This is a genomic window from Rhodococcus sp. DK176, from assembly GCF_038447315.2.
GTDB classification, from domain to species: domain Bacteria; phylum Actinomycetota; class Actinomycetes; order Mycobacteriales; family Mycobacteriaceae; genus Rhodococcus_F; species Rhodococcus_F jostii_A.
In genome coordinates this window covers 75,561-98,597 of sequence record NZ_CP118323.2, presented here as the reverse complement: position 1 = coordinate 98,597, position 23,037 = coordinate 75,561, and the positions used below count along the sequence as shown (strand labels likewise).

General features: G+C 59.9%; 20 protein-coding genes and 2 pseudogenes. 7 read left to right on the top strand and 15 right to left on the bottom strand.

What is annotated here, in order from left to right; all coding sequences use genetic code 11:
* Window positions 1–818 precede the first annotated feature (818 nt).
* The 4 genes from PSR88_RS39255 to PSR88_RS39240 are packed head-to-tail and all read right to left on the bottom strand — an operon-like array spanning window position 819 to window position 4,400.
* Entirely contained in the window at window positions 819–1,793 is a 975-nt protein-coding gene (locus PSR88_RS39255) for a GDP-L-fucose synthase family protein (protein ID WP_016881326.1), read from the bottom strand.
* Window positions 1,790–2,821: a GDP-mannose 4,6-dehydratase gene (gmd, locus tag PSR88_RS39250; protein WP_016881325.1), complete on the bottom strand. Its 1,032-nt coding sequence runs from the start codon at window positions 2,819–2,821 to the stop codon at window positions 1,790–1,792. The genes PSR88_RS39255 and gmd overlap by 4 nt, the downstream gene beginning before the upstream one ends.
* A 20-nt stretch (window positions 2,822–2,841) precedes the next feature.
* Complete coding sequence (locus PSR88_RS39245; RefSeq protein ID WP_237723944.1) at window positions 2,842–4,098, bottom strand: WcaI family glycosyltransferase; 1,257 nt, start codon at window positions 4,096–4,098, stop codon at window positions 2,842–2,844.
* Window positions 4,099–4,157: 59 nt separating this feature from the next.
* A complete protein-coding gene (locus tag PSR88_RS39240; RefSeq protein ID WP_237723947.1) occupies window positions 4,158–4,400 on the bottom strand; it encodes a DapH/DapD/GlmU-related protein in 243 nt (80 codons plus the stop codon).
* Window positions 4,401–4,460: 60 nt separating this feature from the next.
* Between PSR88_RS39240 and PSR88_RS39235 the strand changes: the two genes are divergently transcribed.
* Window positions 4,461–4,706 carry a hypothetical protein gene (locus tag PSR88_RS39235; RefSeq protein ID WP_192815055.1) on the top strand — a complete coding sequence of 82 codons (246 nt, stop codon included), beginning with the start codon at window positions 4,461–4,463 and terminating at the stop codon, window positions 4,704–4,706.
* A gap of 1 nt (window position 4,707) precedes the next feature.
* Here PSR88_RS39235 and PSR88_RS39230 read toward each other — a convergent pair whose 3' ends face one another.
* The 9 genes and pseudogenes from PSR88_RS39230 to PSR88_RS39190 form a co-directional block, all read right to left on the bottom strand.
* Complete coding sequence (locus PSR88_RS39230; protein ID WP_083853045.1) at window positions 4,708–5,835, bottom strand: glycosyltransferase; 1,128 nt, start codon at window positions 5,833–5,835, stop codon at window positions 4,708–4,710.
* A gap of 136 nt (window positions 5,836–5,971) precedes the next feature.
* Window positions 5,972–7,495, bottom strand: coding sequence for a sugar transferase (locus PSR88_RS39225; protein ID WP_016881323.1), 1,524 nt, complete (start codon window positions 7,493–7,495; stop codon window positions 5,972–5,974).
* 393 nt (window positions 7,496–7,888) lie between these two features.
* A complete protein-coding gene (locus PSR88_RS39220) occupies window positions 7,889–8,791 on the bottom strand; it encodes a UTP--glucose-1-phosphate uridylyltransferase (protein WP_029538558.1) in 903 nt (300 codons plus the stop codon).
* Window positions 8,792–8,929: 138 nt separating this feature from the next.
* Entirely contained in the window at window positions 8,930–10,174 is a 1,245-nt protein-coding gene (gene manA, locus PSR88_RS39215) for a mannose-6-phosphate isomerase, class I (RefSeq protein ID WP_016881321.1), read from the bottom strand.
* 3 nt (window positions 10,175–10,177) lie between these two features.
* Window positions 10,178–11,257 carry a sugar phosphate nucleotidyltransferase gene (locus PSR88_RS39210; RefSeq protein ID WP_016881320.1) on the bottom strand — a complete coding sequence of 360 codons (1,080 nt, stop codon included), beginning with the start codon at window positions 11,255–11,257 and terminating at the stop codon, window positions 10,178–10,180.
* Between the two features lie 186 nt (window positions 11,258–11,443).
* Window positions 11,444–11,614 (bottom strand): sugar transferase, encoded by a 171-nt coding sequence (locus PSR88_RS39205; RefSeq protein WP_411755688.1) that lies wholly within the window; start codon window positions 11,612–11,614, stop codon window positions 11,444–11,446.
* Window positions 11,615–11,720: 106 nt separating this feature from the next.
* Window positions 11,721–11,972: pseudogene (locus PSR88_RS39200) on the bottom strand (sugar transferase); the annotation flags it as partial.
* Between the two features lie 290 nt (window positions 11,973–12,262).
* A complete protein-coding gene (locus tag PSR88_RS39195) occupies window positions 12,263–12,844 on the bottom strand; it encodes a nucleoside-diphosphate sugar epimerase/dehydratase (RefSeq protein ID WP_411755687.1) in 582 nt (193 codons plus the stop codon).
* A 1,605-nt stretch (window positions 12,845–14,449) separates the two neighbouring features.
* The gene (locus tag PSR88_RS39190; RefSeq protein WP_016881317.1) at window positions 14,450–15,127 is read right to left on the bottom strand and encodes a hypothetical protein; all 678 of its coding nucleotides are present in this window, start codon (window positions 15,125–15,127) and stop codon (window positions 14,450–14,452) included.
* A 569-nt stretch (window positions 15,128–15,696) separates the two neighbouring features.
* Here PSR88_RS39190 and PSR88_RS39185 point away from each other — a divergent pair.
* The 5 genes from PSR88_RS39185 (at window position 15,697) to PSR88_RS39165 (ending at window position 20,035) form a co-directional block, all read left to right on the top strand.
* Complete coding sequence (locus PSR88_RS39185; RefSeq protein WP_083853044.1) at window positions 15,697–16,476, top strand: SGNH/GDSL hydrolase family protein; 780 nt, start codon at window positions 15,697–15,699, stop codon at window positions 16,474–16,476.
* Window positions 16,477–16,909: 433 nt separating this feature from the next.
* Window positions 16,910–17,269: a thiol-disulfide oxidoreductase DCC family protein gene (locus PSR88_RS39180; protein ID WP_157180100.1), complete on the top strand. Its 360-nt coding sequence runs from the start codon at window positions 16,910–16,912 to the stop codon at window positions 17,267–17,269.
* Window positions 17,251–17,757: a hypothetical protein gene (locus PSR88_RS39175; RefSeq protein WP_157180099.1), complete on the top strand. Its 507-nt coding sequence runs from the start codon at window positions 17,251–17,253 to the stop codon at window positions 17,755–17,757. Before PSR88_RS39180 ends, PSR88_RS39175 begins: the two co-directional genes overlap by 19 nt.
* Window positions 17,754–18,740, top strand: coding sequence for an HTTM domain-containing protein (locus PSR88_RS39170; RefSeq protein ID WP_157180098.1), 987 nt, complete (start codon window positions 17,754–17,756; stop codon window positions 18,738–18,740). The genes PSR88_RS39175 and PSR88_RS39170 overlap by 4 nt, the downstream gene beginning before the upstream one ends.
* 89 nt (window positions 18,741–18,829) lie before the next feature.
* Window positions 18,830–20,035: an O-antigen ligase family protein gene (locus PSR88_RS39165; protein WP_157180097.1), complete on the top strand. Its 1,206-nt coding sequence runs from the start codon at window positions 18,830–18,832 to the stop codon at window positions 20,033–20,035.
* Between the two features lie 754 nt (window positions 20,036–20,789).
* On the opposite strand, the gene PSR88_RS39160 is transcribed toward PSR88_RS39165, so the two are convergent.
* Together PSR88_RS39160 and PSR88_RS39155 are read right to left on the bottom strand one after the other, a co-directional pair.
* Window positions 20,790–21,047: a hypothetical protein gene (locus PSR88_RS39160; protein ID WP_037196438.1), complete on the bottom strand. Its 258-nt coding sequence runs from the start codon at window positions 21,045–21,047 to the stop codon at window positions 20,790–20,792.
* Between the two features lie 182 nt (window positions 21,048–21,229).
* The gene (locus PSR88_RS39155) at window positions 21,230–21,505 is read right to left on the bottom strand and encodes a response regulator transcription factor (protein ID WP_029538555.1); all 276 of its coding nucleotides are present in this window, start codon (window positions 21,503–21,505) and stop codon (window positions 21,230–21,232) included.
* Window positions 21,506–21,764: 259 nt separating this feature from the next.
* On the opposite strand from PSR88_RS39155, the pseudogene PSR88_RS39150 reads away from it, so the two are divergent.
* A pseudogene (locus PSR88_RS39150) lies at window positions 21,765–22,586 on the top strand (RNB domain-containing ribonuclease); the annotation flags it as partial.
* Between the last annotated feature and the right edge of the window lie 451 nt (window positions 22,587–23,037).

The window sequence follows — 23,037 nt, the reverse complement described above, 5'->3', positions numbered from 1 at the left end:
CGGCCCTGCGCTGCCCACTAGTTTCTCACGCATATGCAACGACACAACTGAACAGTAATCGTCAATACGCCTGAATTCGAAGATCCAGAAACAGTGTGGTGAGGATCGCGCAATCAAAATAGGTCGACCGCCGAATGTTGCACCGATTGCGGTGGTCGTCACCCTGATCAGGGTGACCATCCGTCCCACCTGATTCTTGACGACGAAACGCAATGCTCCTATTCCAGGGAGAAGACTCAGCACGAGCCACACATGGCTATTCATTTATTGCACCTATTTCCGAATGACATTCCCGGGGCTGGCTGTGACCATTTCACCAGCTGAAACGTCGCTCGATACGAGCGCAGTAGCACCAACCACACTATGCGGGCCCACGCGCACACCGCGAAGCACCGTCGCGCGTATGCAAATCCACGCGCCATCATCAATACGAATTGGGGCATTGTCGAACTCGAAACTTGGCGACTGCCTCTGGTGGCTGCCTGTACATAGTGTCACATCTTGTGAAACACATACATTCGCCCCAATCGATACGGGCTCAAGATTTAGAATCCATACACCCTCGCCAATCCAAGAATTTTCTCCGACGTTCAGCTTCCATGGCCAATGAATCCTCACCCGATGCCGTATCAAGACGTTCTCACCAATGTGTGCGCCAAAAGCACGCAATATCGAATTTCGAACCCTTGACGGCACCCACCACTGCATCGTGATGCCTGAGATCGCCATCCAAGCCAGCTGGACGACCTTGTTCCTGCCCTTGTCGTAACCCACGCCTGAAAACGCAGACAATGACAGATCAGGGTGCGTTCCCCGAGTCATTGTCTCACCGCCCCCATGTTCTCGCGGTACCAAGACACCGTTCTTGTGACGCCCTGCTCGAGATCTATCTTCGGCTCCCACCCTGTGGACTTCAGCGTGGACACGTCAAGCAGTTTCCGTGGGGTACCGTCCGGTTTACTCGAATCCCACTTCATGGTCCCGTCATACCCGACTGAGCGAGCTACGATCTCCGCAAGTTCTTTGATGGTTACGTCTGCTCCCGTCCCCACATTCACCTGCGTGTCCCCGTCATAGTTTTCCAAGAGGTGAAGTACTGCGTCCGCCATATCGTCGACATGAAGGAACTCTCTCCGGGGAGTGCCGGTGCCCCAGTTCGTCACACCTTGTACCCCAGAGCGCACAGCCTCGTCGTACCTTCGAATAAGGGCTGGCAGGACGTGTGAGGTATCCGGCGAAAAGTTGTCGCCGGGACCATACAAGTTCGTTGGCATTGCACTGATCCAGGGCAAACCATATTGCCGCCTGACGGACTGCACCTGTACGATTCCGGCGATCTTTGCGATCGCGTATGCCTCGTTTGTTGGCTCCAATTCCCCGGTTAAGAGATATTCTTCTTTGATTGGCTGTGGGGCCATCTTGGGATATATGCACGAACTACCAAGAAACATTACTCGCTCGATACGCTGTTCAAGCGCAGCGTCAAGTAGATTCAGCTGAATTTGCAGGTTGTGCGAAATAAATTCGACGGGAAATGTATTGTTCGCGTAGATACCACCAACTTTGGCAGCAGCGACGATAAGCGTGTCAGGGCGGTGCTTCGCGAAGTACTTAAAGACGGCATCGCGATTGCGCAGGTCGAGCTCCGCGGAGGTTAGGCCCCTTACATCGGTGAAGTTCTCTGCGACAAGCTTTCGCGAGACCGCAGAACCGACCAGCCCTCGGTGTCCAGCGACGTAAATCGGCGCATTCCGGCTGAGGGGGCGGGGAACATAATCGATCGGATGACTCATGACCGCGCCCAATCAATGTGCTTTGCTGTATCAATCCAAGGCCGCCCCTCGTGCTTTAGCGCCTCAACATCTGCGTCAACCATGATCCGTGCTAGTTCGGCACCCTCAGTCTGAGCCTTCCATCCCAATATTCGCTCAGCCTTTGATGCGTCTCCCACCAGCGCATCAACTTCAGTGGGACGCAAATATCTGTCGTCGAATCGTACGTAATCCTCCCAATTCAGACCGACATGCTCGAAGCTGTGGCTGAGAAATTCGCGGACGGTGTATCCGACGCCAGTTGCCAATACAAAATCCTCGGGCTGATCGGCCTGCAACATACGCCACATACCCTCTACATACTCCGGCGCGTAACCCCAGTCGCGTACCGAGTCGAGATTTCCCATGTAGAGTTCACGTTCTAATCCGGCTTTGATTCGCGCAACTGCACGGGTGATCTTTCTCGTTACGAAAGTTGGGCCACGCCGCGGCGATTCGTGATTGAATAGTATTCCGTTCACGGCAAACATATCGTATGCCTCGCGGTAATTCTTCACAATCCAGTATGAGTAAACTTTGGCGGCGCCGTAAGGTGATCGTGGATAAAAAGGCGTATCTTCACCTTGCGGCGGCGGGCTGGCGCCAAACATCTCCGAGGTCGACGCTTGATAAAATCGGCATTGCAGTCCCGTAAGCCTCACTGCTTCGAGGAGACGTACCGTCCCAATGCCAGTTGTGTTCGCCGTGTGCGTGGGCTCGTCGAAACTTACTCGGACGTGTGATTGTGCCGCTAGGTTGTATACCTCATCGGGCCGAATGGAACTGAGCAGCGTGACAAGCCTAGATCCATCGCTGAGGTCACCATAGTGGAGGTGCAGCTGGGCGTCAGGATTGTGAGGGTCCTGATAAAGGTGCTCGATCCTGGCGGTGTTGAAGCTCGACGAACGCCGAATCAATCCGTGAACTTCGTACCCCTTCTTCAGGAGGAGTTCTGCCAGGTACGAACCATCCTGGCCAGTGATTCCTGTAATGAATGCCCGTTTAGTCATTTACTCTGCCCCTTTTTCCCTTAACGGCTTTTTCGTCCGCGGTTAAGCCGAAGAATCCAATCCTCAAAATCATCGACAGCCTTGTTCATCGTCAAATTGTCCGCCCTGAATTTCTGACCAGCTACGCCCAATCGCGTAGCGAGGTCCGGGTTCTCGGCGAGCTTGATGACACCGGATAGCAGAGATTGTGGGTTCTCTGGCTCAACCAGCAAACCGGCCTCCGACGACTCAATCTCTCCTGCCGTTACACTCTTCGCATCAGTGGCGGCGAGCACAGGTCGGCCGCTAGCGAAGTACGACGTGAGTTTGCTCGGAACGGCCATCTCCGATAGCGATGCACGTTCATTTACCAAGAGAACATCCGCGGCTTGAAGGGCCGCAAAGAAGTGGGAGTCTGGAAGCGGGTCGAGGAAGTTGATATTCGATAGTCCAGCAGATTGACGCTCCAGATTTGCCCGCTGATTTCCATCACCCAGTAGGACGAACTTGACCGGGAGACCACGGGATTCTGCCAATCTTGCTGCTCCAACGACGTTTTCCAGCCCCTGCTTGGCACCCATATTTCCGGCGTGCAAAACAACAGTCTCGTTGATCTTCCATCCGAGGGCTTCGCGCACACTCGACTTGTCATCGAGCGGGTCCATTGCAACGTGGCTCCAGTTGCGGATCACGGTTGCCCGGCTCGGACTGACTCCCAGCTTATTAACGACGTGATTGCGGAACCGCTCGTGAATGACGGCCACGCCGTCCGCTTTACGCAACACGCGCGATTCAAGCGCAGAGGTTGCGGCGGCTGCTCGTCCGCCCATAGCTCCGGTTTCAACGACACCCAGTCCGTACAGATCTTGGACCCACACCCCGATGGCTGGCCGGCCACGCGTCGATCGCGCACGTGCTAGCGCCGCCGCCGTCGCGAGAAGGGCCGGGGACACGCTCACGATTACGTCCGGTCGCTCTAGACGGGCCGGAAGCAACCGCGCCGCGAAGCTCGCTTCCATCAGGATCCGCCCGATCGAACTTGTGCGCGATGGAACATAATGTCGATACCGCATCACATCGACGCCGCCGATGTTCTCGGCCATTGACGTGCCCGGGTACCCCTGAAGCACTCTCCACGACGGGTAATGCGGGTAACCTGTCAGAACCCTTACCTGGTAGCCCTTTCCTACCAGGCCGCTCGCGAGGCCGGACGTGTAAGGCGCGATACCGGTCGGCTCCGGCGAGTAGTTGATGCCAAGTATGGCAATGCTAGGTTTAGCCATTTCAATCGCACCCATTCGAAATTATGATATTGGAGGTCAGGCTGTTGCGCATTCGTGCGGGACTGAACTTCGGACTATTTCGACGCACTCAATTTCTTAACGATGGTGAGGTGCTTCCGACGGTCATCTTCATTCGAAAATCTATGTCCAATTACTCGAGCCGGAGATCCTCCGACGATCGCAAAGCTGTCTACATCCTTCGTGACGACAGCCCCTGCTCCAATAACGGCGCCGTCACCGATCTCGATGCCACTAAGCACCGTAGCCCCTCCGCCGATCCACACGTCGCATCCGATTTCGACTGAGTCGCGACCCATTTCCGGCCGCTCACCGACCCACGTCGACAGCAGCATCGGGACCCCGATTTCGTCCAAGGCATGATCTTCGCGCCCTACAATCTGCACTCCCATACCGATCATTACGAAGTCGCCTATCGTGCCGTCGACTTGAATAATCGATCGAGGCCCTACGCTCACGTTGCTTCCGATGACAAGGCTATGTGGCGCGCTAATTATCGCACCTCTGCCCGCACTAAAATTATCCCCGACTTCAACATTCCCAAATACCGCCAGCTTATTAATCAGCCGGCGCAGTCCGGCCCGCAAAGGCGCAGGAAGGCGTGATCTATTCGACATGTTCCACCTCTGTTGATGTGGGCCACCCGTCCGCACCCAACTCTGATCTCTCGCCCTGCAACGCGAGCCAAAGACCTGTGGCCATAGCCTCGGCCGAATAGTAGGTGCTGACGCTTCGTGCCAGATGCTGAGAGTTGACAGGTTCCTCATCAAGCTCTGCGACGAAAGATCTCATTGCAGCAGCGAGACCCTCTGCACTAGTCGGGGTGAAACTCCGCATTCCTCCGAATCGCTTCAGCTCGATTTCAGGGGAATGTGGTGCATCCTCCGCATAAAGCATCGGAACGCCGAACCCGAGACTCTGAGTCAATGTCAAACCCAGGTAGCCGGGCGAAACAGAAAAAGCCGCCTCCGCGTATAGGATAGACAATTCAGTAACCGAGTCTATCCGTCCGTGAATATTCACGGATCCATCGACAGCAAAATGCTTAGTCTGCTTGATTAGTTCAGGCTCGAGAGATCCGAATCCTACTATGTCGAGCGTATAGCCATCAGCCGATAGCCCAGACAACGCAAATGCCTCAACAAGTATCTGGACGTTCTTTGCCTCTTCAAGTCGACCCACATACATGATCCGTCGGCGTTCGTTGTTTTCGGCCGCTGTAATATCCACGGTGCTATACAGCGAATTTGGTGCTACCCAGACTGGCTTACCGGGGAGCTCTGTACGCGCCGGAACGACACTGTCGTAACCGTAGAGAACGGTCCCATCAGTAATTCTTCGAAGGAAGATGCGAACGGGTGCTGATCTCGAGGATGCGCCGGCGCGGGGATGAAGATGGCCCCAAGCTAACGTCCGTCGTCGCAGGATCTTGCGTGCGACCGCCAATCCCCAGGCAGTAACACTGCGGGGATTCAGATCAATGACACATACCTCAGAGCGCATCGCCTCACGCAAGTGACCAAATTGTATCAAGACCCGATTCTGAAGGATCCCAACGTTTCTGACGCGTTCGACCAGGTCCGGAGCTAATCCAGTCTTTACGGTCTTGTCCAGGTGAGCTTCACCCGCGTAGAAGCGGACCTGATCTCCGTGCTGTTTCAGCAATACTCTGACACACGCGTCCCGGTAGACAGGAACCACCGCGAGGTAGAACACGTAACGCGGATTTTCCATTTTCGCCAAGATTTACTCCACCTCTTTAGACAGGGCCTCAAGGACGCAACCCATCGCTGCGCGACCAGAGCAAGGACCGGTGACAGATCGAGCTAGCGTTGGACCTGCGGTTGATCTCGTGCGACTTGATTCGGCCTCAGTACGCGCCCTCACCCGCCAACACCGCCTTCAAAGTCTTCCCGACTATCAACACGTCGCCCATCATCGACCAGTTCTCTACATACGAGAGATCGAGCCGCACAGTCTCTTCCCAAGACAGGTCCGAGCGACCACTGACTTGCCACAACCCGGTAATCCCCGGCTTGACCAATAGTCGGCGACGGACTGCGCCGTCATAAGCTTCTACCTCCCGCCGCAGGGGCGGCCGCGGACCTACAACACTCATTTCGCGGCGCAGCACATTGATGAACTGGGGCAACTCGTCGAGGCTGTACTTGCGGAGGAACTTCCCCACCTTGGTAACTCGAGGATCGTCGCGCATTTTGAACAGCACGCCAGCGCCCTCGTTCGATTTCATCAGCGCCGTCACCTGCTTGTCCGCGTCGACGATCATGCTGCGGAACTTGAGCATCGGGAACGGCTGCCCGTCCAAGCCCATCCGCTCCGATTTGTAGAACACCGGGCCCTTGCTGGTCAGCTTGATCGCAAGAGCCGCCGTCATCATCACAGGGCTGATGAGAATGAGCGCAAGGGCCGCGAACACGTAGTCGAAGGAGAGTTTCGAGAACTTCTGAGCGCCGTGGTACCGCGGCTTCTCCACGTGGATGAGGGGCAGGCCCGCGACCGGCCGCATCGACAGGCGCGGACCGGACACGTCCATCATGCCCGGCGCGACCACCAGATCCACGTGGTGTGGCTCCAGGTCCCACGCAAGGGAGCGCATACCCTCGTGCCCGAGGTGCTCTGTGGCGGTCACTGCGACGGTGTCGGCGTGGCAGAAGCCCAACGCCCGAACCACGTCACGCTCGTCGCCGAACACGGGGATATCGCGGTCCCCTACGACGATCTTGTCGTTGCGCGCGCCGGTGTGCCCGGGGATGCACATGCCAACTACCCGATAGCCGTCGGCCGTGCCGCGCTCGAACGATTCCGCCAAACTGCGCACCGAGCGTTCACCGCCCACCACGAGCACGGAGGTCTGAAACTCGCCGCGGGACCGCTTATGGGCGATCACCCGACGCCACACCCACCGGCTGACCAGAAGACCGGACAATCCCACGGGGAAGGCGATCGCGAGATATAGCCGAGCGAGGTCGAGGCGGAACAGGAGCGACACGATGGCGATGAAGCCGAACAGCCTGACGGTGGAGACAAAGATTCGTCGGTACTCATCTGGGCCGCTACCAATCACGCGAACCGTCCGTGTCCGGAAAATGATGAGCGTGGCAAGCCATGCCACCACGAGCAGCGCAGACACCAACGCATAGCTGAGTGTTTGAGGAAAAACAGTGGTATGTAGGACACCGCTGTCGCCAAACCGCACCCACTGCGCGAGTGCTACTGCGGCGATCACGATCACTGTGTCCGAGACCCACAACCGCCGAATGTACGCGGCCTGCCAGGCGCGCCTGCCGCTGAGTCTGCCTTCTAGACCCGATGCGGGCGTGCTGTCCCCATCGGGGGATGCGGAGTCGAGCGAGACACCGAACGACGTCACCATCTGAGCCTTCCAACTAGGACCAAAGAGTTAGCGAGCGTCACTGTCTCGCGACCTGCGTGGCGGTAGAGGAAGTCCGCCCCCCGGGAGTTTGCTGCCAGCTAATAATCGCACTTGTGGTCGCGTCGTTACACTTGAGACACCCCGGAGTGATGCGACTCACACGCATAATTTTTCCTCGGGGAGAGGGACTTTCGACCCTGGTCAACTGGAGGGTCTCCGCTTAGAGTGGCGCGCTCGGGGACCAGTTCGCAGGCAGACCTTAGACCCGACTGCTGGCACCGTTTCCGATCTTCGAGTATTTTGCGCACTTCGTACTGGACAGTAACCACTCGGTAACGTCACTCTGACCAGGATCAGGTCCGCCGAAACACAAAGGGGACGAACAAAACATCGCTAGCCCTTAACCCTCCGCTCCAGCCACGTTCGGAGGTCGGCCCCATATTCGGGATGACTGAGCGCCAGATCCACGGATGCGCGGAGGAACCCCCCGGGATTGCCTAGGTCGTGCCGGGGCCCGCGATGGACTACTACGTGTACGGGATGCCCCTCCGTGATGAGAAGCGCGATCGCGTCGGTCAACTGCAACTCGCCGCCCGCTCCCGGGCGAATTCGTCGGAGCGCATCAAAGATTGCCCGGTCCAAGAGGTAACGGCCTGCGGCCGCGAGAGTCGACGGCGCGTCTTGGAGTTTCGGCTTCTCCACCATGCCCTTCACCCTCAATACGTTCGGATTCACGGCATCGGGGACCGTCTCGACGTCGAAGACTCCATATGCGCTCACCTCCTCTTTCGGGACGTCGATGGCACACAACACCGTTCCGCCACGCTTGGCTCGCACACGCGACATGACGTCGAGCACGCCATTCGGCAGTACCAAGTCGTCCGGCAGCAGAACCGCGATCGCATCCTCGTCGTCGCCCAGCACAGCTTCAGCGCAACCAACCGCGTGGCCGAGCCCCAGCGGTTGTTGCTGGACTACCGACTCCACCGCAAGGAGGCCCGGCGCCCTGCGGACCTTCTCCAGCAGAGCGTGTTTCCCCCTGTCAGCAAGGTTGTTTTCCAACACCAGGTCTTCGACGAAGTGGGCCACCACACCGTCCTTGCCCGGTGCCGTCACGATGATCAGCCGCTCAGCTCCCGACTCGGCCGCCTCGCCGGCCACCAGCTCGATCCCGGGCGTGTCCACCACAGGAAGCAGCTCCTTGGGGACCGTCTTTGTCGCCGGCAAAAATCGCGTTCCCATTCCCGCGGCGGGCACCACAGCCGTGCGAAATCCAGTCGAATCCAATGCCCCCATGGTTGTGCCTTTCTCGAAGAAGTTGATGAGCAGCGGTGTCATGACTTTTACGCTGGGGCCGACCGTCACACTGGTCAGTTGTCCAGGTTCATCGAATGCACGTGAGCGCAAACTCCGCGGCGGCGTGGAGAGTCCGCATCACCCGGAGCCGATCGTGGCGACGAAGACCTGGGCGCGCTGTTGTGCCGGTGCGAGGGTCACCGCTGGGTTCGATGCAGGCAACCACGCCGACTGCCCCGCACTCAGCTCGAGCGAGTCGCACTGGGACGAGAGGACAGTCGATCCTGCCGTGCAGAGAACGATCCGTGGGACCCCCGCGGCGAGAGTCGCTGCAGATGACGACGCACCATCCCTGCTCGTGTCTAGTTGCAGCCGGGTGAGCTCGAATTCTGCCTCCGGCGTTTCGTACACGCGTGTGTTGCCACGACCATCACCGCCCGCACGCATGACCGGCATTGGTCCCGGCCGAAAATCAAGGACTTTCAGCAGCTCGGGCACATCAACGTGCTTGAGGGTCAAACCGCCACGAAGCACATTGTCCGAGTTGGCCATGATCTCGACGGCCACGCCTCGCAGGTAGGCGTGCAGATTTCCGGCCGCGAGAAGCAGCCCCTCACCTGGTTCGAGCGTGATCCGATTGAGCAGCAGCGAGATCAGCACACCGGGGTCGTTCGGATACCTGCTCCCCAGTTCGAGCGCGGTCTGCGCCTCCAACGCGAACTCCCTCTCGGCTCCGCCTGGCTCCTCCGATAGGTACCGCCGGCAAGCTTCGACCACACCACCGATCAGCGTCGCCGAGCGTTCCTCACCCGTGATCCACTGAGTGAACAGCACGCGCATACCCGACGAGTCGGCCTGAGCTGCCACTTGCTCCGCACACCGGTCCAACTCCGCAACACCGAGTGCGCGCAGTAACGCGACGGTTCGCCGCACCTCGCGGAAACCGGCGAGCGCCTCGAATCTCGTCAGCGCAACCACAAGTTCCGGTTTGTGGTTGTCGTCCTTGTAGTTGCGGGCGGGTGAGTCCAGCGGAACACCGTCTGCGTTTTCGCGTTCGAACCCTTCACGTGCCTGCACGGAGTTCGGGTGCGCCTGCAACGACAGCGGTTCCTTCGCGGCGAGCACCTTGAGCAGAAACGGAAGGCGACTTCGGAATCGCGTAGCGTTGGCCGCCCCCAGTTGCCCCTCCGGGTCGTTCGAAATCACGTCAAGAAGTGAGACACCGGACCCCGCGTCGTCCACGAGAGCCGGGTCGGCCGGATGCGCTCCGAGCCAGAGTTCAGCTTCAGGCTGATCGGACGGCGAGGGTCGACCCGTGAGCTCCGCCAGCACTGTGCGGGAGCCCCACTCATACGGGCGGATTGCTCCAAAAAGGCGTTTCATCGATCAGACGTTCGTCGAGAATCGAATGCCACCATCTGGCAACATCACATCGGGCCAGACCCGGGCTCCGCGCAGTAGCTCGCATCGAGCACCCACGTTCGCGCCGTCCCCCACCACCGAATCGCGCACAAGTGCGCGCGGCCCGATCCGGCAGTCGTATCCGAGAATCGCCCGTTCGATCACCGCGCCGGCTTCCACATGGGCGCCGTCGAGCACCACCGCGCCGTCCAGACGCGCGCCCGCACCGACGGTTACCCGTGCGCCGAGCACCGTGCCGCCGATCAACACCGCGCCCGGGGCTACCGTGGCGCTCGGATCGACGAGCGACTCGCCGCGAGTACCGCTCAGCGCGGGCGACGGCGCGATTCCGCGAACCAGATCTGCCGATCCGGCGACGAAATCGTCCACCGTCCCCATGTCTCGCCAGTAGGCGGAATCGATGTGGCCGAATACCCGCGTCCCGTCGGACAGCAATGCGGGAAACACTTCACGTTCCACCGACACGGGGCGGTCGGGCGGGATCTTCTCGATCCACTCCCGCTGGAAGGCGTAACATCCGGCGTTGATCTGGTCGGTCGGTCGATCCTGCGCCTTCTCGAGGAACGCGGTGACCCAACCATTCGAGTCCGTCTGCACGCAGCCGAACGGGCGCGGATCACTCACCCGCACCAGGTGCAGCGTCACGTCGGCATCGGCCTCCGGGTGCTTCTGCAGGACAGCACGCACATCGGTGCCGCCGAGGACGTCACCGTTGAACACCACCACGGTGTCGGCACGAAGATGGGGCAAGACATTCCGGATAGCGCCTCCGGTACCGAGCGGCTCGTCCTCGGTGACGTACTCGATCTCCAGCCCGAGCTCTTCACCCGTGCCGAAATGCTGTTCGAAGACTTCCGCCTTGAACGACGTCCCGAGCACGACATGCGAGAGTCCCGCGTCTTTGATGCGGGACAGCAGGTGAGTCAGGAAGGGAACTCCCGCAGTCGGCAGCATCGGCTTGGGCACGGACAGCGTCAATGGACGCAGCCGGGTTCCCATACCGCCGACCAGAATGACGGCGTCTGGCACAGTATCGATCCTCATGTCCGAGATCCCCCTCCATGCCCAGATACGGTGAAATGGATTGAAACCCGATCACGGTTCGCCCGCCACTCGACTTCGCGCGGAGTGGCGGCGTAATCATGGGTCAACTGTGACGCACTGGTACGTTGATTTGCGCTCGGCCTCAATGTGTTCGAAGACAAGGTCCGTCACCAGCTTCTCGATGTCCTAGTACGCACCGTCACCCGCCACCACGGCCCGAACCGTTTTGCCGATGATGAGGACATCTCCCATCATCGACCAGTTCTCCACATACGAGAGATCGAGCCGCACGGTCTCTTCCCATGAGAGGTCTGATCTCCCACTCACTTGCCACAGGCCCGTGATGCCCGGCTTCACCAGCAGCCGGCGACGGACGGTGCCGTCGTAGGTCTCGACTTCTCGGCGCAGCGGCGGGGCGCGGGCCTACCACGCTCATCTCCCGCCGGAGAACATTGAGAAACTGTGGAAGCTCGTCGAGGCTGTACTTGCGCAGAACTCCGCCCACTCGTGTGACCCGCGGATACTCACGAATCTTGAAGAGGACGCCGGCGCCCTCGTTCGCCGTCATCAGCGCCGCGACCTGTTTGTCGGCGTCCACCACCATCCTGCGGAAATTGAGCATCGGAAAAGGACGACCGTCCCGGCCCATGCGCTCCGACTTGTCGAACACCGGGCCCTTGCTGGTCAGTTTGATCATGAGCGCAGCCACAATCATCACCGGGCTCGTCAGGACGAGCGCCGATGCCGCAAAGATCGTGTCGAACGCGAGCTTCGAAAACTTCTGCGCGCCGTGATATTGCGGCTTCTCCACATGAATTAGCGGTAGTCCCGCCACCGGCCGCATCGACAGACGTTGACCGGACACATCCATCATTCCGGGTGAAACCACCAGATCGACGTCGTGCGGCTCGAGGTCCCAGGCGAGGGCGCGCATCCCTTCGTGCCCGAGATGCTCGGTGGCCGTGACTGCGACGGTGTCGGCACGACAGAACCCCAGCGAATCGATCACGTCCCCCTCGCTGCCGAGCACGGGAAGGTCGCGACCGGCGACGGTGATCTCGTCGCCATGCTCGCCTGAGTGTCCCGGAATGCAGACGCCACCACGCGATATCCGTCGTCCGTACCTCGGGCGAAGGATTCCGTGAGAATCCGGACGGCGCGTTCGTTGCCCACTACGAGGACCGACGTCTGAAACTCTCCGCGTGACCGCTTGCGAGAAATGACCTGACGCCACACCCAGCGACTCATCATCAGGGCCACCAGTCCGGCGGGAAACACGATGGCGAGGTAGAGCCTAGCCAGATTGAGGCGGAACAACAGCGCCAGCATTGCGATGAACCCGAACAGTCGCACGGTCGAGACGAAGATTCGTCGATACTCGTCCGGCCCACTCCCGATCACCCGCACCGTACGTGTCCGGAAGATCGTCAAGGTCGTCAGCCACGCTACGACCAGCAGAGCGGAGACGAGCGTGTAGCTGAGGTCGTGCCCGATTCCACTCGCGGTCAGAAGGCCGCTGTCGCCGAACCGTACCCACTGCGCGACCGCGACCGCTGCGACCACGATCAGCGTGTCTGAGATAAGCAAACGTCGGATGTAGGCAAGCTGCCACCTGCGGCGACTGTACGGCCCACTCTCTTTCCCTGCGAGCGCCGCTGCGTTCTCCGGAGCCCGAGACGGGTCGGGTGAAACATCGAATGCAGTCACCGTTCGCCTTCCGAGCTCGATCCATCCTGGCTGGCGAGCTCTCGCGTTCTCACGACACTGCGAAGACGACGATCGCCTGATGTTTGCTGCCGCGTCGATGTTCGCACGCGGACCCCCGACTTGAGACATCAAGTGATCAGCTTCACAGCCTCCGACCAAAGGGGGTGAGCAAGCCCTTCTATCGCAGGTCAGCAGGTGTGTATATCGAGCGAATGACACTGCGTGCGGAGCATCTGATACCGGAGGTCACACGAAATGCTGGCGAACTCGTTAGCGAGCAGGTACTGTGCCGGTCACATTTCGCTCGCAGACGGGATCCTGACGATCACCCACCTGCGTTCTCAGCGAGCGACCTGGAAATTCTCAGCATTTTCGCAGGTACGAATCCCCGATACGTTAGGCTTGATGCCCTCTCAGGTGCGGCATACTGGCGTCGTGTGGTGGTGGACAATCGGGATCGTCATTACGTGGGTGGTGTTGTCGATACCACTCGCAATACTGATCGGGAGAGCAGTCCGGCAGAAAGATCGGCGTGAAAAGTTGCCCTACCGGCGCAAGGGCCGGACTGGCGGGCCCCCCGACCAGACCGCCGCGTAGCCCCTGTCACGCAAAGAACCTCGGCCACTCCGTCCACCAATCCGCGCCCACGCGGTGAATCACTCCTCCACGGATCGGGCCACAAATCTGATGACCAGACGGGGTGCCCGACACCGAATGCCATCGCATGAAAACTGGGGCACACAGTGTTCCTGTGTGCCCCAGTTCAGATCGGTGGCGGACTTACACTCCGGTGGATCCACCCTCCGAGCCGAAGGTCAGGAACGAAGCAAAGAAGTTGATCAATTCCGTGATGCTGGCGAAATCTACAGACATATTTCACTCCTGCCGAGGCGATGGTGTCAGAATCTCGATCTGTACCCCTGCCGGGCACTCGTTCTTTCTACACGAATTGAAAGACTTTGCAACAGCAGAGGAGCCGCGGGCACGTTGTTTCGCTCGCGATCCGACCCCTACCTTCGCGATGCAGGCATGACGGCTGATCACATTCGATTTGCTGTTTCGGCTATTCACACCAATCCCGCAGTAGGTCAGCCCAATACAACGAGTTGCCGAAAAGATAACCAGATCCCGGAAAAGTGACCACAATCCGGATCCGCCGTAGCTCGTTCCATCGAACTAACAACTTTCCGCCGCTTCCGAGACGACGAAGCAATACCTCAACTCAGCACTTCCCGATCCGGGACCTTTTCTGCGAATAGGCCAGCCTCAAAAGCTCATTCGACGACCGGCAATCGCGCACGACGAAGTCCACAACCCCCGCGGTCAGATCGACGGCTATGAGGTGGGATCGGTACACATACACACAGGAAGCACAGGATGGTCGATTGGTGGAGCCTCGCCGAACATTCGAACCCTCACCACAGGTAGCGCTTCATGGAGGCAACTGCAGGGCACAACCCGAGGGCGTGTGGTGGAACCATGCGGCTACTGCACCAAAGTGAACCCAGCACCCTCTCTGCCTTTTGCATTAATATCCGCCAGAATCGGCGTGATCGCCCCATAGAACGTCGTCGGCTGGGTTCCGAAGTCCATGCCGATGTTGAGACCGACGAGCTTCTCCCCCACCACGATCGGTCCACCTGAATCGCCTTGCCACATCACCGCCCAGTTCTGGAGGTGAATACCGTCTATCTTGCCGATGATCCCGCAATTCTTGCCGGTGGTCGCCCCGTGGTTGCACCCCATGTTTGACAGCGAGGCATCGCCGACAGTCGAAACGACGACGTCAGTGGTGTCGCTGTACTTGCTCGGCACAACAACATCCGGGTTCAGCCGGATCACCGCATAATCGAGCGCCGTGAACGTACCGTCCGTGTTGCGCGAGTACACGTCGGTCTCCCACCCGATCGGCCCGTTGGCAGCGTCACCAACCTTATAGACGGCTTTTCCCGCGACCTGGTGGCAATGACCGACAGTCAGCGCAACCAAACGGCCCGCGTTGTCGGTTCCGACCGCGCCGATCGTGCAGTACCCTTCATCGTCTGGAAACGGGGTGTACGCGGTACCAGGCCCGACATGGACGGTCGGTCCCGCCTGCGCCACCGGGGCGACACCGAGCGTCACCGCGAGCGCGGCAAGAACCACGACCAAAGTCATCTTCATCCCTGTCTCCTGTTCCTCCTACTTGGGGAGCATTCTCCTGTTCCTCGTACTGGAACGCCTACCCATGGGGGTTGTTGGCACCGAAAGCCCCTTCGTCCCGAGAGACGCGACGGACATGCTGAGCAACTCTGGGTGGAAGCGGTTCACACCCTTGTCATTCGGAGGATATACACGGCCCATTTGACTGGCCAGCAATCGAGTTCTCCATTTATGATCGGCCCGTGTGGGCGGACCCATCCGATTGCCGGCGCAGAAACCTTCTTCCGACGTAGAGCGTGGGTTCGTCCTACCTATCCGCGGATGGGAACCGGCTGGCAGATATAGCGGATCGCGGGTTTCCGCGACCTCAGCGGGGGGATTCTGAGCAATTAGGAGAGGGCGGATGGAATGACACTGCTCCCAGCCTCCACCTCGTCAGGGTCGCACAGCCAAGCGGTTCGGTGGGGAAGGTCTACCGATGGTCTTCGATCCAACCTACCCTGGTGGCGGGAACAGTACAGGATGTGACAGCACATCCATCTTCATTGGCAATTCCGGCAGCGATCCTCAACTGCAGCCGCTGACTCAGAATGTCTTCGGGTCATTCCATCCTCGGATTTGCGCAGGCCGGGCTGTGCAGGAGAATGCCGGTCATGAACCTTCGATCGCGTAACGTGTGGGTACTCAGCAGCATCGTCGGAATCTTCGCTGCAGTTCTGTTAGTGGGCGCCGCCAGCGTGTACTCGGCCAACCGCCCCCCTCCGGACTACACGAGCACCTACGTTCCACAGCCACCGCCGCCGCGGCCTGCACGTCTCGCAGTTATTGGGGATTCGTACTCCGCTGGCGCCGCGGACTCTGTTGCATGGCCGGAACTACTGAGCGAAAGGCGCGGCTGGTACCTGCACAACATAAGCGTCGACGGCACCGGGTACGTAGCTGGAAGAGAGATGGCGTTCCCAAACCGCTTTGGGTATTTGCTGTCTCAAAGGCCGGACGTAGTCGTGGTGGCGGGTAGTCGCAACGACGAAAACAGCCCCCCTAGTCAAGTTGAGGCTGCGGCGACTGCATTGTTCACAGAATTAAAGACGAAAGCACCGAAAGCGGTAGTCCTCGTCATCGGCCCGATATGGGATTCATCGCCGCCAACCGGAGGAGCAAGGGCCGCGAATGATGCGACACGCCGTGCCACGGAGTCTGCTGGGTTCACTTTCGTAGATGCCTTGTCCGCGAACTGGTTGTCTGACCCAGCGCTCTTGCAAGCCGACCGCGTCCATCCCACAGACGCGGGACAGAATGTCCTCACCGACCGAATCAACGAGATCGCCCCCGACATTGCCCCCGTCCCACAGCCGCGCCCGGACAGATAACCGATACGCAATCGTGGTCGGTTGAGCGCTTCTGTCCGGGTCACGGCAGGATGGTCTAATGCTCTCGCAATTCTTCTACTCACTCGTGTGCATGAATGTGCTTTTCGCGACTGCAACATGGTGCCTCTCACGGCCTACGCGACTTTCTGCAACTGCCACCGCGATCGCGGCGCTACTTTGGCTCGTCGGCAATGGGAAGCTTGAGGGTCAAGTGCTGTTAGAGGTCAGCCAGACGCGTGGGGTGACGGTCTCGGACCTCCTATCCGTTGTTGCATTCGGGGTCTCGGTCTGGGGGTTCAGGGCGGCCCAGAACGATCGCGTGGCCGGGTGATTGCCAGTCTCGGGGTGGGTAGCGGGTGAACTTCCAGCTATGGGGGTGTCCCTCACTCACTCCCAGCGCGACTCCTCCGGGAGTCTCACATATGCTCCCCCAATGGGCACACTAATCTTCGACGCGGACTGTGGCTTCTGTACACGGTCCGCGTCGTGGCTACAACGTAGTGAAGCATTCGACCTGCAGGCGGGACAGTTCGTTGACGACCTCGCCGTACTTGGATTGAACGAAGTGATGGTAAGCGAAGCCGCCCACTGGTGCGAGAACGGCTTCCTCGTGGCGAGCGGTTCCGACGCCATAGGCCACGCGTTAATCGCCCGCGGCGGCCCATGCAAGGTGCTAGGGCACTTCACGCTCTTCCCGGCAGTCCGCCCATTGGCGGCAGCGGTCTACAAGGTAATCGCGAAGAATCGTCACAAGATGCCCGGAGGGACAACGGCATGCCGGATCCCGCAGTAGCGAAGCGGGACGACGCTCGACGCAAACGACGACAGGCGATCGCCGTTGTCGCCTTCGGCGCCTTCCTGCTCGGCCAGGGCCTGTACTCGTTCGTGACTCGTCCAGAGCCATATCCGACTATTCGGATGCCCGGATTCGGCGATGCGCCTACACGTGATGGACAATTCGCCGGGAGCGGCCTTGAGATCACCGTCCGATTTGAGGACGGGAGGGAGCTTCATCCAGGTCCAGCAGATCTCGCCAGCGATGCCCGCTACTCCTCGGCGCGCGCTTCGTTGGATTACGCATTCCGGCCAAGCCGGAGCGGCGAGCCGAACCCGCGGTCAACCGATCCTGAGGTTGTCGATTGGCTTATTACCCGCACGACAGACCTGGGTGGTCGCCCCGCCCACGAAGTTGAGTTCTGCTGGCGGAAGGCCATCATCGACATTGGCGATGCTAGCGTCACAACACCCGATGAATGCGAGATAGCGATGGTGACGCTATGAACATCATCGGAGGCAAGAGCGCGACCCAGCTGATCGAGTGCGTCGACCGACTATCCGACGCGTACCGTGCTGGGCCAACTTACCTCGGCGTTGTCCGAATCCTGTTCGCGTTGTATGTGATCGCTCGTCCTGTTGACTACGAGTGGGCAGGAAAAGTACCTGCGGCATTCTTCCAGCCCGCACCCGGGCCCTTTTCTTGGCTCGATCACGCGCCGGCCCCGGCCTTTCTGCTGGGACTCGAAATCACCCGACTCGTTCTGGCGGTGGCCCTTCTCATCGGATACCGGACTGTCGGAGTTTCCTTCGCCATGGCCATTGTCCTGGTTACAGGCTCGGGAATTGCCAACTCGTTCGGCAAGGTTGACCACTTCATTCTTTTCGAGATTTTGCCGTTCGCAATGGCAGCTGCTGGTTGGGGCGCCGCCTTGTCGCTTGACGCTCATCGCGCGAAGAATTCCCACCGCGCACGTCCAATCAGTCGAGGGCTCCCGATACTGATGTGGGCTATGACGGTCGCATTCGCCCTTTTCACCGCCGCTTTACCTAAAGCTATTTCTGGGTGGCTCGACCCATCTCGCGAAGCTACCCGCGGGTTCGTAGCCCGGGACATCGTTGACCCTACGAAGGTAGGTCCACTCACGAGTCGGGTGTTCCAGATCGATTCCGAATGGTTCTGGAAGCTGCTGGACTATGCCACGATTGTCGCCGAAGGCTGGTTAATCGTGCTCGTCTTGTTCCCTGTGCTTTTCAGAATCGGGATCGCCATAATCCTGGTGTTCCACCTCGGGGTCTATTTGACCTTAGGGATCGAGTTCGACAGCTACCTGTTCGTATACCTGCCATTCTTCTCCGCGCCGGCGATGTGGTTGGTCAATCGCATCACCGGGTCACTTCTGCGTGGAGCCCCCGAGTCAACCAGTGTTGCGGCGGTCGACAGGCGGTCGAGCAACCCTCCCGGTAGTCAGGAGTCATACTCGATATGAGGTCAGCTGATCGGATTATGCCGAAGCCACTTGTGGGACCGCGCCGTTGGACATTCATTACCGCCATATGGACATGTATCGCGCTCCTCTTGCCGGCCTACCGGATCCTGGGCTCGCTAAAGATCGTCTGGTTCGCCACCGCTCTGGGACTGATTGTGCTGTCCTTTGCTCTCGGCAAGGTCGGGCGGCCGCTCTATCCAGTCGTTTGGTGCGTTGCGGGATACGGTGCACTGATTGCGGTCGTCACCGCAACTGTTGAAGGCACCGTAACTGAGAACCTCTTCACCGGGGCGCAGCTCTTCATCTTGCTTGGTCTCGGAGTATTTGCGCTTACCGCGAACGTACGTGATGACTCAAATTTCCTTCGGTCGGTCACGATCGCGTTCCTCATCGGGCAGACAATTTCTTCCCTGGCGGGTATTGCGCAGGTCGCGGGATCATCCGTCGCCGGTTTCAGTACAACCCAAGGGCGCGCTCCCGGCCTGGCGGCGCATCCGAACGTGCTTGGCATGCTGTCCTGTCTGGCGATCCTGATTTGTGTTCACCTCCTCGTGCACATACGCCGCCGTCGACTCATAGTCACCGTGTTCGCACTCGTGAACTTGGGAGGGCTCCTTGCCACTGGAAGTCTCAGTTCGCTGTTCGCTGGGGCACTAGGAATCCTTATTGCGGCAATTTGCATGCGAGACAATATCAAGCACCTAATCAAAATTATCGCGGGCATCGCTGTGGTGTCGTGGCTCGTGCTGACGTTTACTGATTTTGCCGATAGCGTACGCACCCCGGCCGATCGCTACATGCAGGTTACGGGGCAAACGGCCGCTGAAAGTACGTGGGCGATTCGTGAACGAACATACTCGTTTGCCTGGACTGCCATCAAAGAGCACCCTTTCGTCGGAAACGGCTTGGCTGCCGAACATGGCGTCACGTTCGATGGTGTGACTGTCACCCACAATATCTTCCTGCGAGCGTGGTTCCAGGGCGGAATCATGCTCGCAATTGCAGTCGCTCTCATTGTGGCGGGCGTCATAATCGTGGCGTTCCTCTCGATGATCCGACAGGAAAATGGACTTGCAGCCGGTGTTCTAGTAACGGTGATGGGATTCGCATTAACGTCGGCCTTCTTCGAGCAACCTGACTATTGGCTGCCCGCCCTCGTTGCCTGGGCAGCGATCTCGCAGGCAGCCAACAGGGCTGAGACCGATTCACAACCACGTCACGGCGACGTTAGATTCCATAGCAGTACAGATACCGTCAGCAGTACAGATACTGTCGCTACATCCGTGGGAGCATAAGACGACCATCTACCCCGACGAGTCGTGTACGTGGTCGGCTATCCAATCGTCTTGACATCCACGGGATCGCAAGGTGTCGCGGGAACGAATGATGGTCACTCGGCGCGGCGACGGCGCGGTGTCTGTGCCGGATGTCCAGGCTTCGCCGATCAGGTATTCGACGCATCTCCGACATCCTGAACCCGAGGTCGTCCAACCGTGCCAGGATGCTGCGCATCGCGATTCGATCGGGCCACCCTACCGACGAGGCTCATCGTGGCGTGGTCTGCGTCGACGGCGAAATCCAACTCTAGAGATTCTGCCAACGCCCGTTCTGACATGACTGCGTCCACAAGGAACTGATAGCACTATGGGGCGACCATCAACTGTTCGTCCGCGCCTATGGTGGCTCGATGATCACGCATGGTGCGTGGCGACCGAAATCGACCTCATGACGACGTACCTCGGTTCGTCACGGGATGTGTGTCGATGCCTTCACCGACCGCTGAATTACGCCCAACGACCCCGACCAGGTAATCATCTGGGACGCTGACACCGTCAACCCGTTTCCCGGGAGCTCATCATCAGGATTCTGACCTATGGCGTGGTGGGCACCGATCCAAAAAGGGACGACCTGACGACTGTTCACGGTGTCGTGGGGCCGTGGCCGGGAACTCTCAGCAGAGCTCGGGCGGCCGCGTCGCGACGACCGCGGACAACGAAGTTCCACCTGTTCGTCGTGCGGATCTGCTGGCGTTAGCAGGCACTCGGGTCGTCAGGGTCTATCGGATTGCCGGGGCACGCTCTGGTCGTTGAGCCGTGCTGACCGGGCATTCTCGTGGGCGACTATCGCTTCCTGCCAGTCATGATCGGTCACGGCGGCGTCGCCGCGGGCGACTGGGGGTGGTGCGCCGAGCTGCGCGGCGATCTGCGCCCACGACATACCCGCCGCGAGTGCCTCGGCCACCGCCCTGGTGAGGAGGTCGTCGGTCCGATCGCCACCGGAGACGGCAGCGTGACTATCAGAGTCCACCGGAATGCCCGACCTGGCCCACTTGATGGGCGCGAATTGATTCTTCCATCCCCATGGAATTGATTCTTCCATCTCCATGGCTGTTTCGGACGTCGAGGGATCGATGATCGGTCACCAATCGATGTCGATCCACATGCGGGTGTTGCGCTCTGCCCCGTTGGGGCGTGCAGGGATCAGCCGTGTCAGAGCTCGGCGAGGGACACCAGCCCGTCCTGCAGTGCCCGGATCAACAGGCCGGACTTGTCGGCGACGGGGCGCCCGGCGGCAGCGTACTTCGCTCGGATCCGGATCAGGTGGGTGTTGATCGTGCCCAGGCTGATTCCGAGGTCTGTTGCGGCAACAGTCTTCGACTCACTACGCAGCCAGAGGCGGAGGATCTCCAGCTCGCGCGGTGTCAGCGTCGGCCGCTGTTCCGTTTCCCCGACGGAGTCGGGCGTGGGGTCAGGAACAGAAGTCATCGCGATCTCACCTTCTCGAGCCGTAGCGCTGCCGCAGGACGCACACTGCGTGATTCGGTGCGGCACGCCACCCGGATGGGTCAATACGCGGGCCCGCGACACCGAGACATGTCCGTTTTGTCGGCTGTCACCGCGTGAACAAACCGTACCTGACACCGGTTTAATGACTCGCAAGTGATGATCCAGTGGCGCGTCGCTGACGCGCGCTGGTGAAATTGGTTATCGTCGGTGGCCTGTAGAACCAAGGGGGGCGGCGACCATGAGATCTTCGACAGTCACCGACGTGTCGACGCTGCTGATGATCGACTCGGCGTCTGCGCGGGACCGAGACGACGCGTTCTCCGTCCTCCCCCTCCCCGGCAGCCGCGGGTGGGCGATCGAAGTTCATATCGCCGGCGTCGCCGACGTCGTACAACTGGGGTCGGTCGCCGACGAGCAGGCGTTCCTGCGTGCGGAGACCCGGTATCTGCGCAGCCGCACCATTCCGATGCTCGGCGAGACGGCCGAGCAGGCTGCCACCCTGACCTCCGAAACCCGGCGCACCAGTCTGCAGGTTAACGGCACTATCACCCCCGATGGTCGGCTGGTCGATGTCACCGTCGCCCGCGGAGAGATTCCGTCGGGCCGGTGTGTGGCGGTCGATCACACCGAGGTGCCCGCCATCCTGACCGACCCGCAGCATCCTTTGCACCCCCAGTTGGCCGCGGCGGATGCTGCCGCACAGGTCCTGCTCGGCGCCCGCCGCGACGGCGGGGCGCTGGCGTTCTACGACCTCACCCGCGGCTGGGCGGCCAATGAGGACGGGGCCATCGTGGCGATCGCCGCCGAACTGCGGACCGTCGCCTACGTCATCGTGCAGGAACTGATGATCGCCACCAACGAGGCGGTCGCCCTCTGGTGTGTGGAGCAAGGACTGCCGATCCTCTTCCGCAACCACCGCACCAACCCGGTCGCCGGCAGCACCGACGACCTGATGCACGAGATCGCCGCCGCGGCCGGGGACCCGGACCTGTTCGCGAAACTTCGCGGACGACTGCTCTCGACGCTGCGGGCCGCGACCTACGATCCGACGGTACACGGCCTTAGCGACTGACTGTTGCGTGTTCTCGACGTTCGCGGTGTGTCATCAACTGCTGTGTCGCGTACACGTGCTAGATGTGATGTACGGGAAATGAGGAGCCGCCCGTGGAGAGCGATGGCCAGCGGTACGCGTTCGGCAGGTTCGCCACCGGGGTGGGCAAATCTCCTACTGGATCTTTAGTTCGGATGGGGAGCTCCATCACGACTCGATGCGTGTGCTGGCGTCGTATGGCACTGCAAGCCAGCAGACTTATGCCTTCAGTCTGGTAGACCACCTGAATTGGTTGCACATCAACGGCATCCAGACGAAGTCGGTAACCTTTGACGACTTGCGTCGGTACATGAATGCGCTCACCAACGAGGGCGCGGAGATCTTTGTGCCGTGGAGACGTGCTGATCAGCGACCACTTGGTGCCTCGTCCGCGTGCAACGTGGCAACTGTCGTGAAGGCT

Excerpts from the sequence above, each read along its gene's own strand:
- PSR88_RS39255 (WP_016881326.1), bottom strand. The coding sequence starts at position 1,793 with ATGAGTCATCCGATCGATTATGTTCCCCGCCCCCTCAGCCGGAATGCG.
- gmd (WP_016881325.1), bottom strand. The coding sequence starts at position 2,821 with ATGACTAAACGGGCATTCATTACAGGAATCACTGGCCAGGATGGTTCG.
- PSR88_RS39245 (WP_237723944.1), bottom strand. The coding sequence starts at position 4,098 with ATGGGTGCGATTGAAATGGCTAAACCTAGCATTGCCATACTTGGCATC.
- PSR88_RS39240 (WP_237723947.1), bottom strand. The coding sequence starts at position 4,400 with ATGGGTCGCGACTCAGTCGAAATCGGATGCGACGTGTGGATCGGCGGA.
- PSR88_RS39235 (WP_192815055.1), top strand. The coding sequence starts at position 4,461 with ATGATCTTCGCGCCCTACAATCTGCACTCCCATACCGATCATTACGAA.
- PSR88_RS39230 (WP_083853045.1), bottom strand. The coding sequence starts at position 5,835 with ATGGAAAATCCGCGTTACGTGTTCTACCTCGCGGTGGTTCCTGTCTAC.
- PSR88_RS39225 (WP_016881323.1), bottom strand. The coding sequence starts at position 7,495 with ATGGTGACGTCGTTCGGTGTCTCGCTCGACTCCGCATCCCCCGATGGG.
- PSR88_RS39220 (WP_029538558.1), bottom strand. The coding sequence starts at position 8,791 with ATGGGGGCATTGGATTCGACTGGATTTCGCACGGCTGTGGTGCCCGCC.
- manA (WP_016881321.1), bottom strand. The coding sequence starts at position 10,174 with ATGAAACGCCTTTTTGGAGCAATCCGCCCGTATGAGTGGGGCTCCCGC.
- PSR88_RS39210 (WP_016881320.1), bottom strand. The coding sequence starts at position 11,257 with ATGAGGATCGATACTGTGCCAGACGCCGTCATTCTGGTCGGCGGTATG.
- PSR88_RS39190 (WP_016881317.1), bottom strand. The coding sequence starts at position 15,127 with ATGAAGATGACTTTGGTCGTGGTTCTTGCCGCGCTCGCGGTGACGCTC.
- PSR88_RS39185 (WP_083853044.1), top strand. The coding sequence starts at position 15,697 with ATGTCTTCGGGTCATTCCATCCTCGGATTTGCGCAGGCCGGGCTGTGC.
- PSR88_RS39180 (WP_157180100.1), top strand. The coding sequence starts at position 16,910 with ATGGGCACACTAATCTTCGACGCGGACTGTGGCTTCTGTACACGGTCC.
- PSR88_RS39175 (WP_157180099.1), top strand. The coding sequence starts at position 17,251 with ATGCCGGATCCCGCAGTAGCGAAGCGGGACGACGCTCGACGCAAACGA.
- PSR88_RS39170 (WP_157180098.1), top strand. The coding sequence starts at position 17,754 with ATGAACATCATCGGAGGCAAGAGCGCGACCCAGCTGATCGAGTGCGTC.
- PSR88_RS39155 (WP_029538555.1), bottom strand. The coding sequence starts at position 21,505 with ATGACTTCTGTTCCTGACCCCACGCCCGACTCCGTCGGGGAAACGGAA.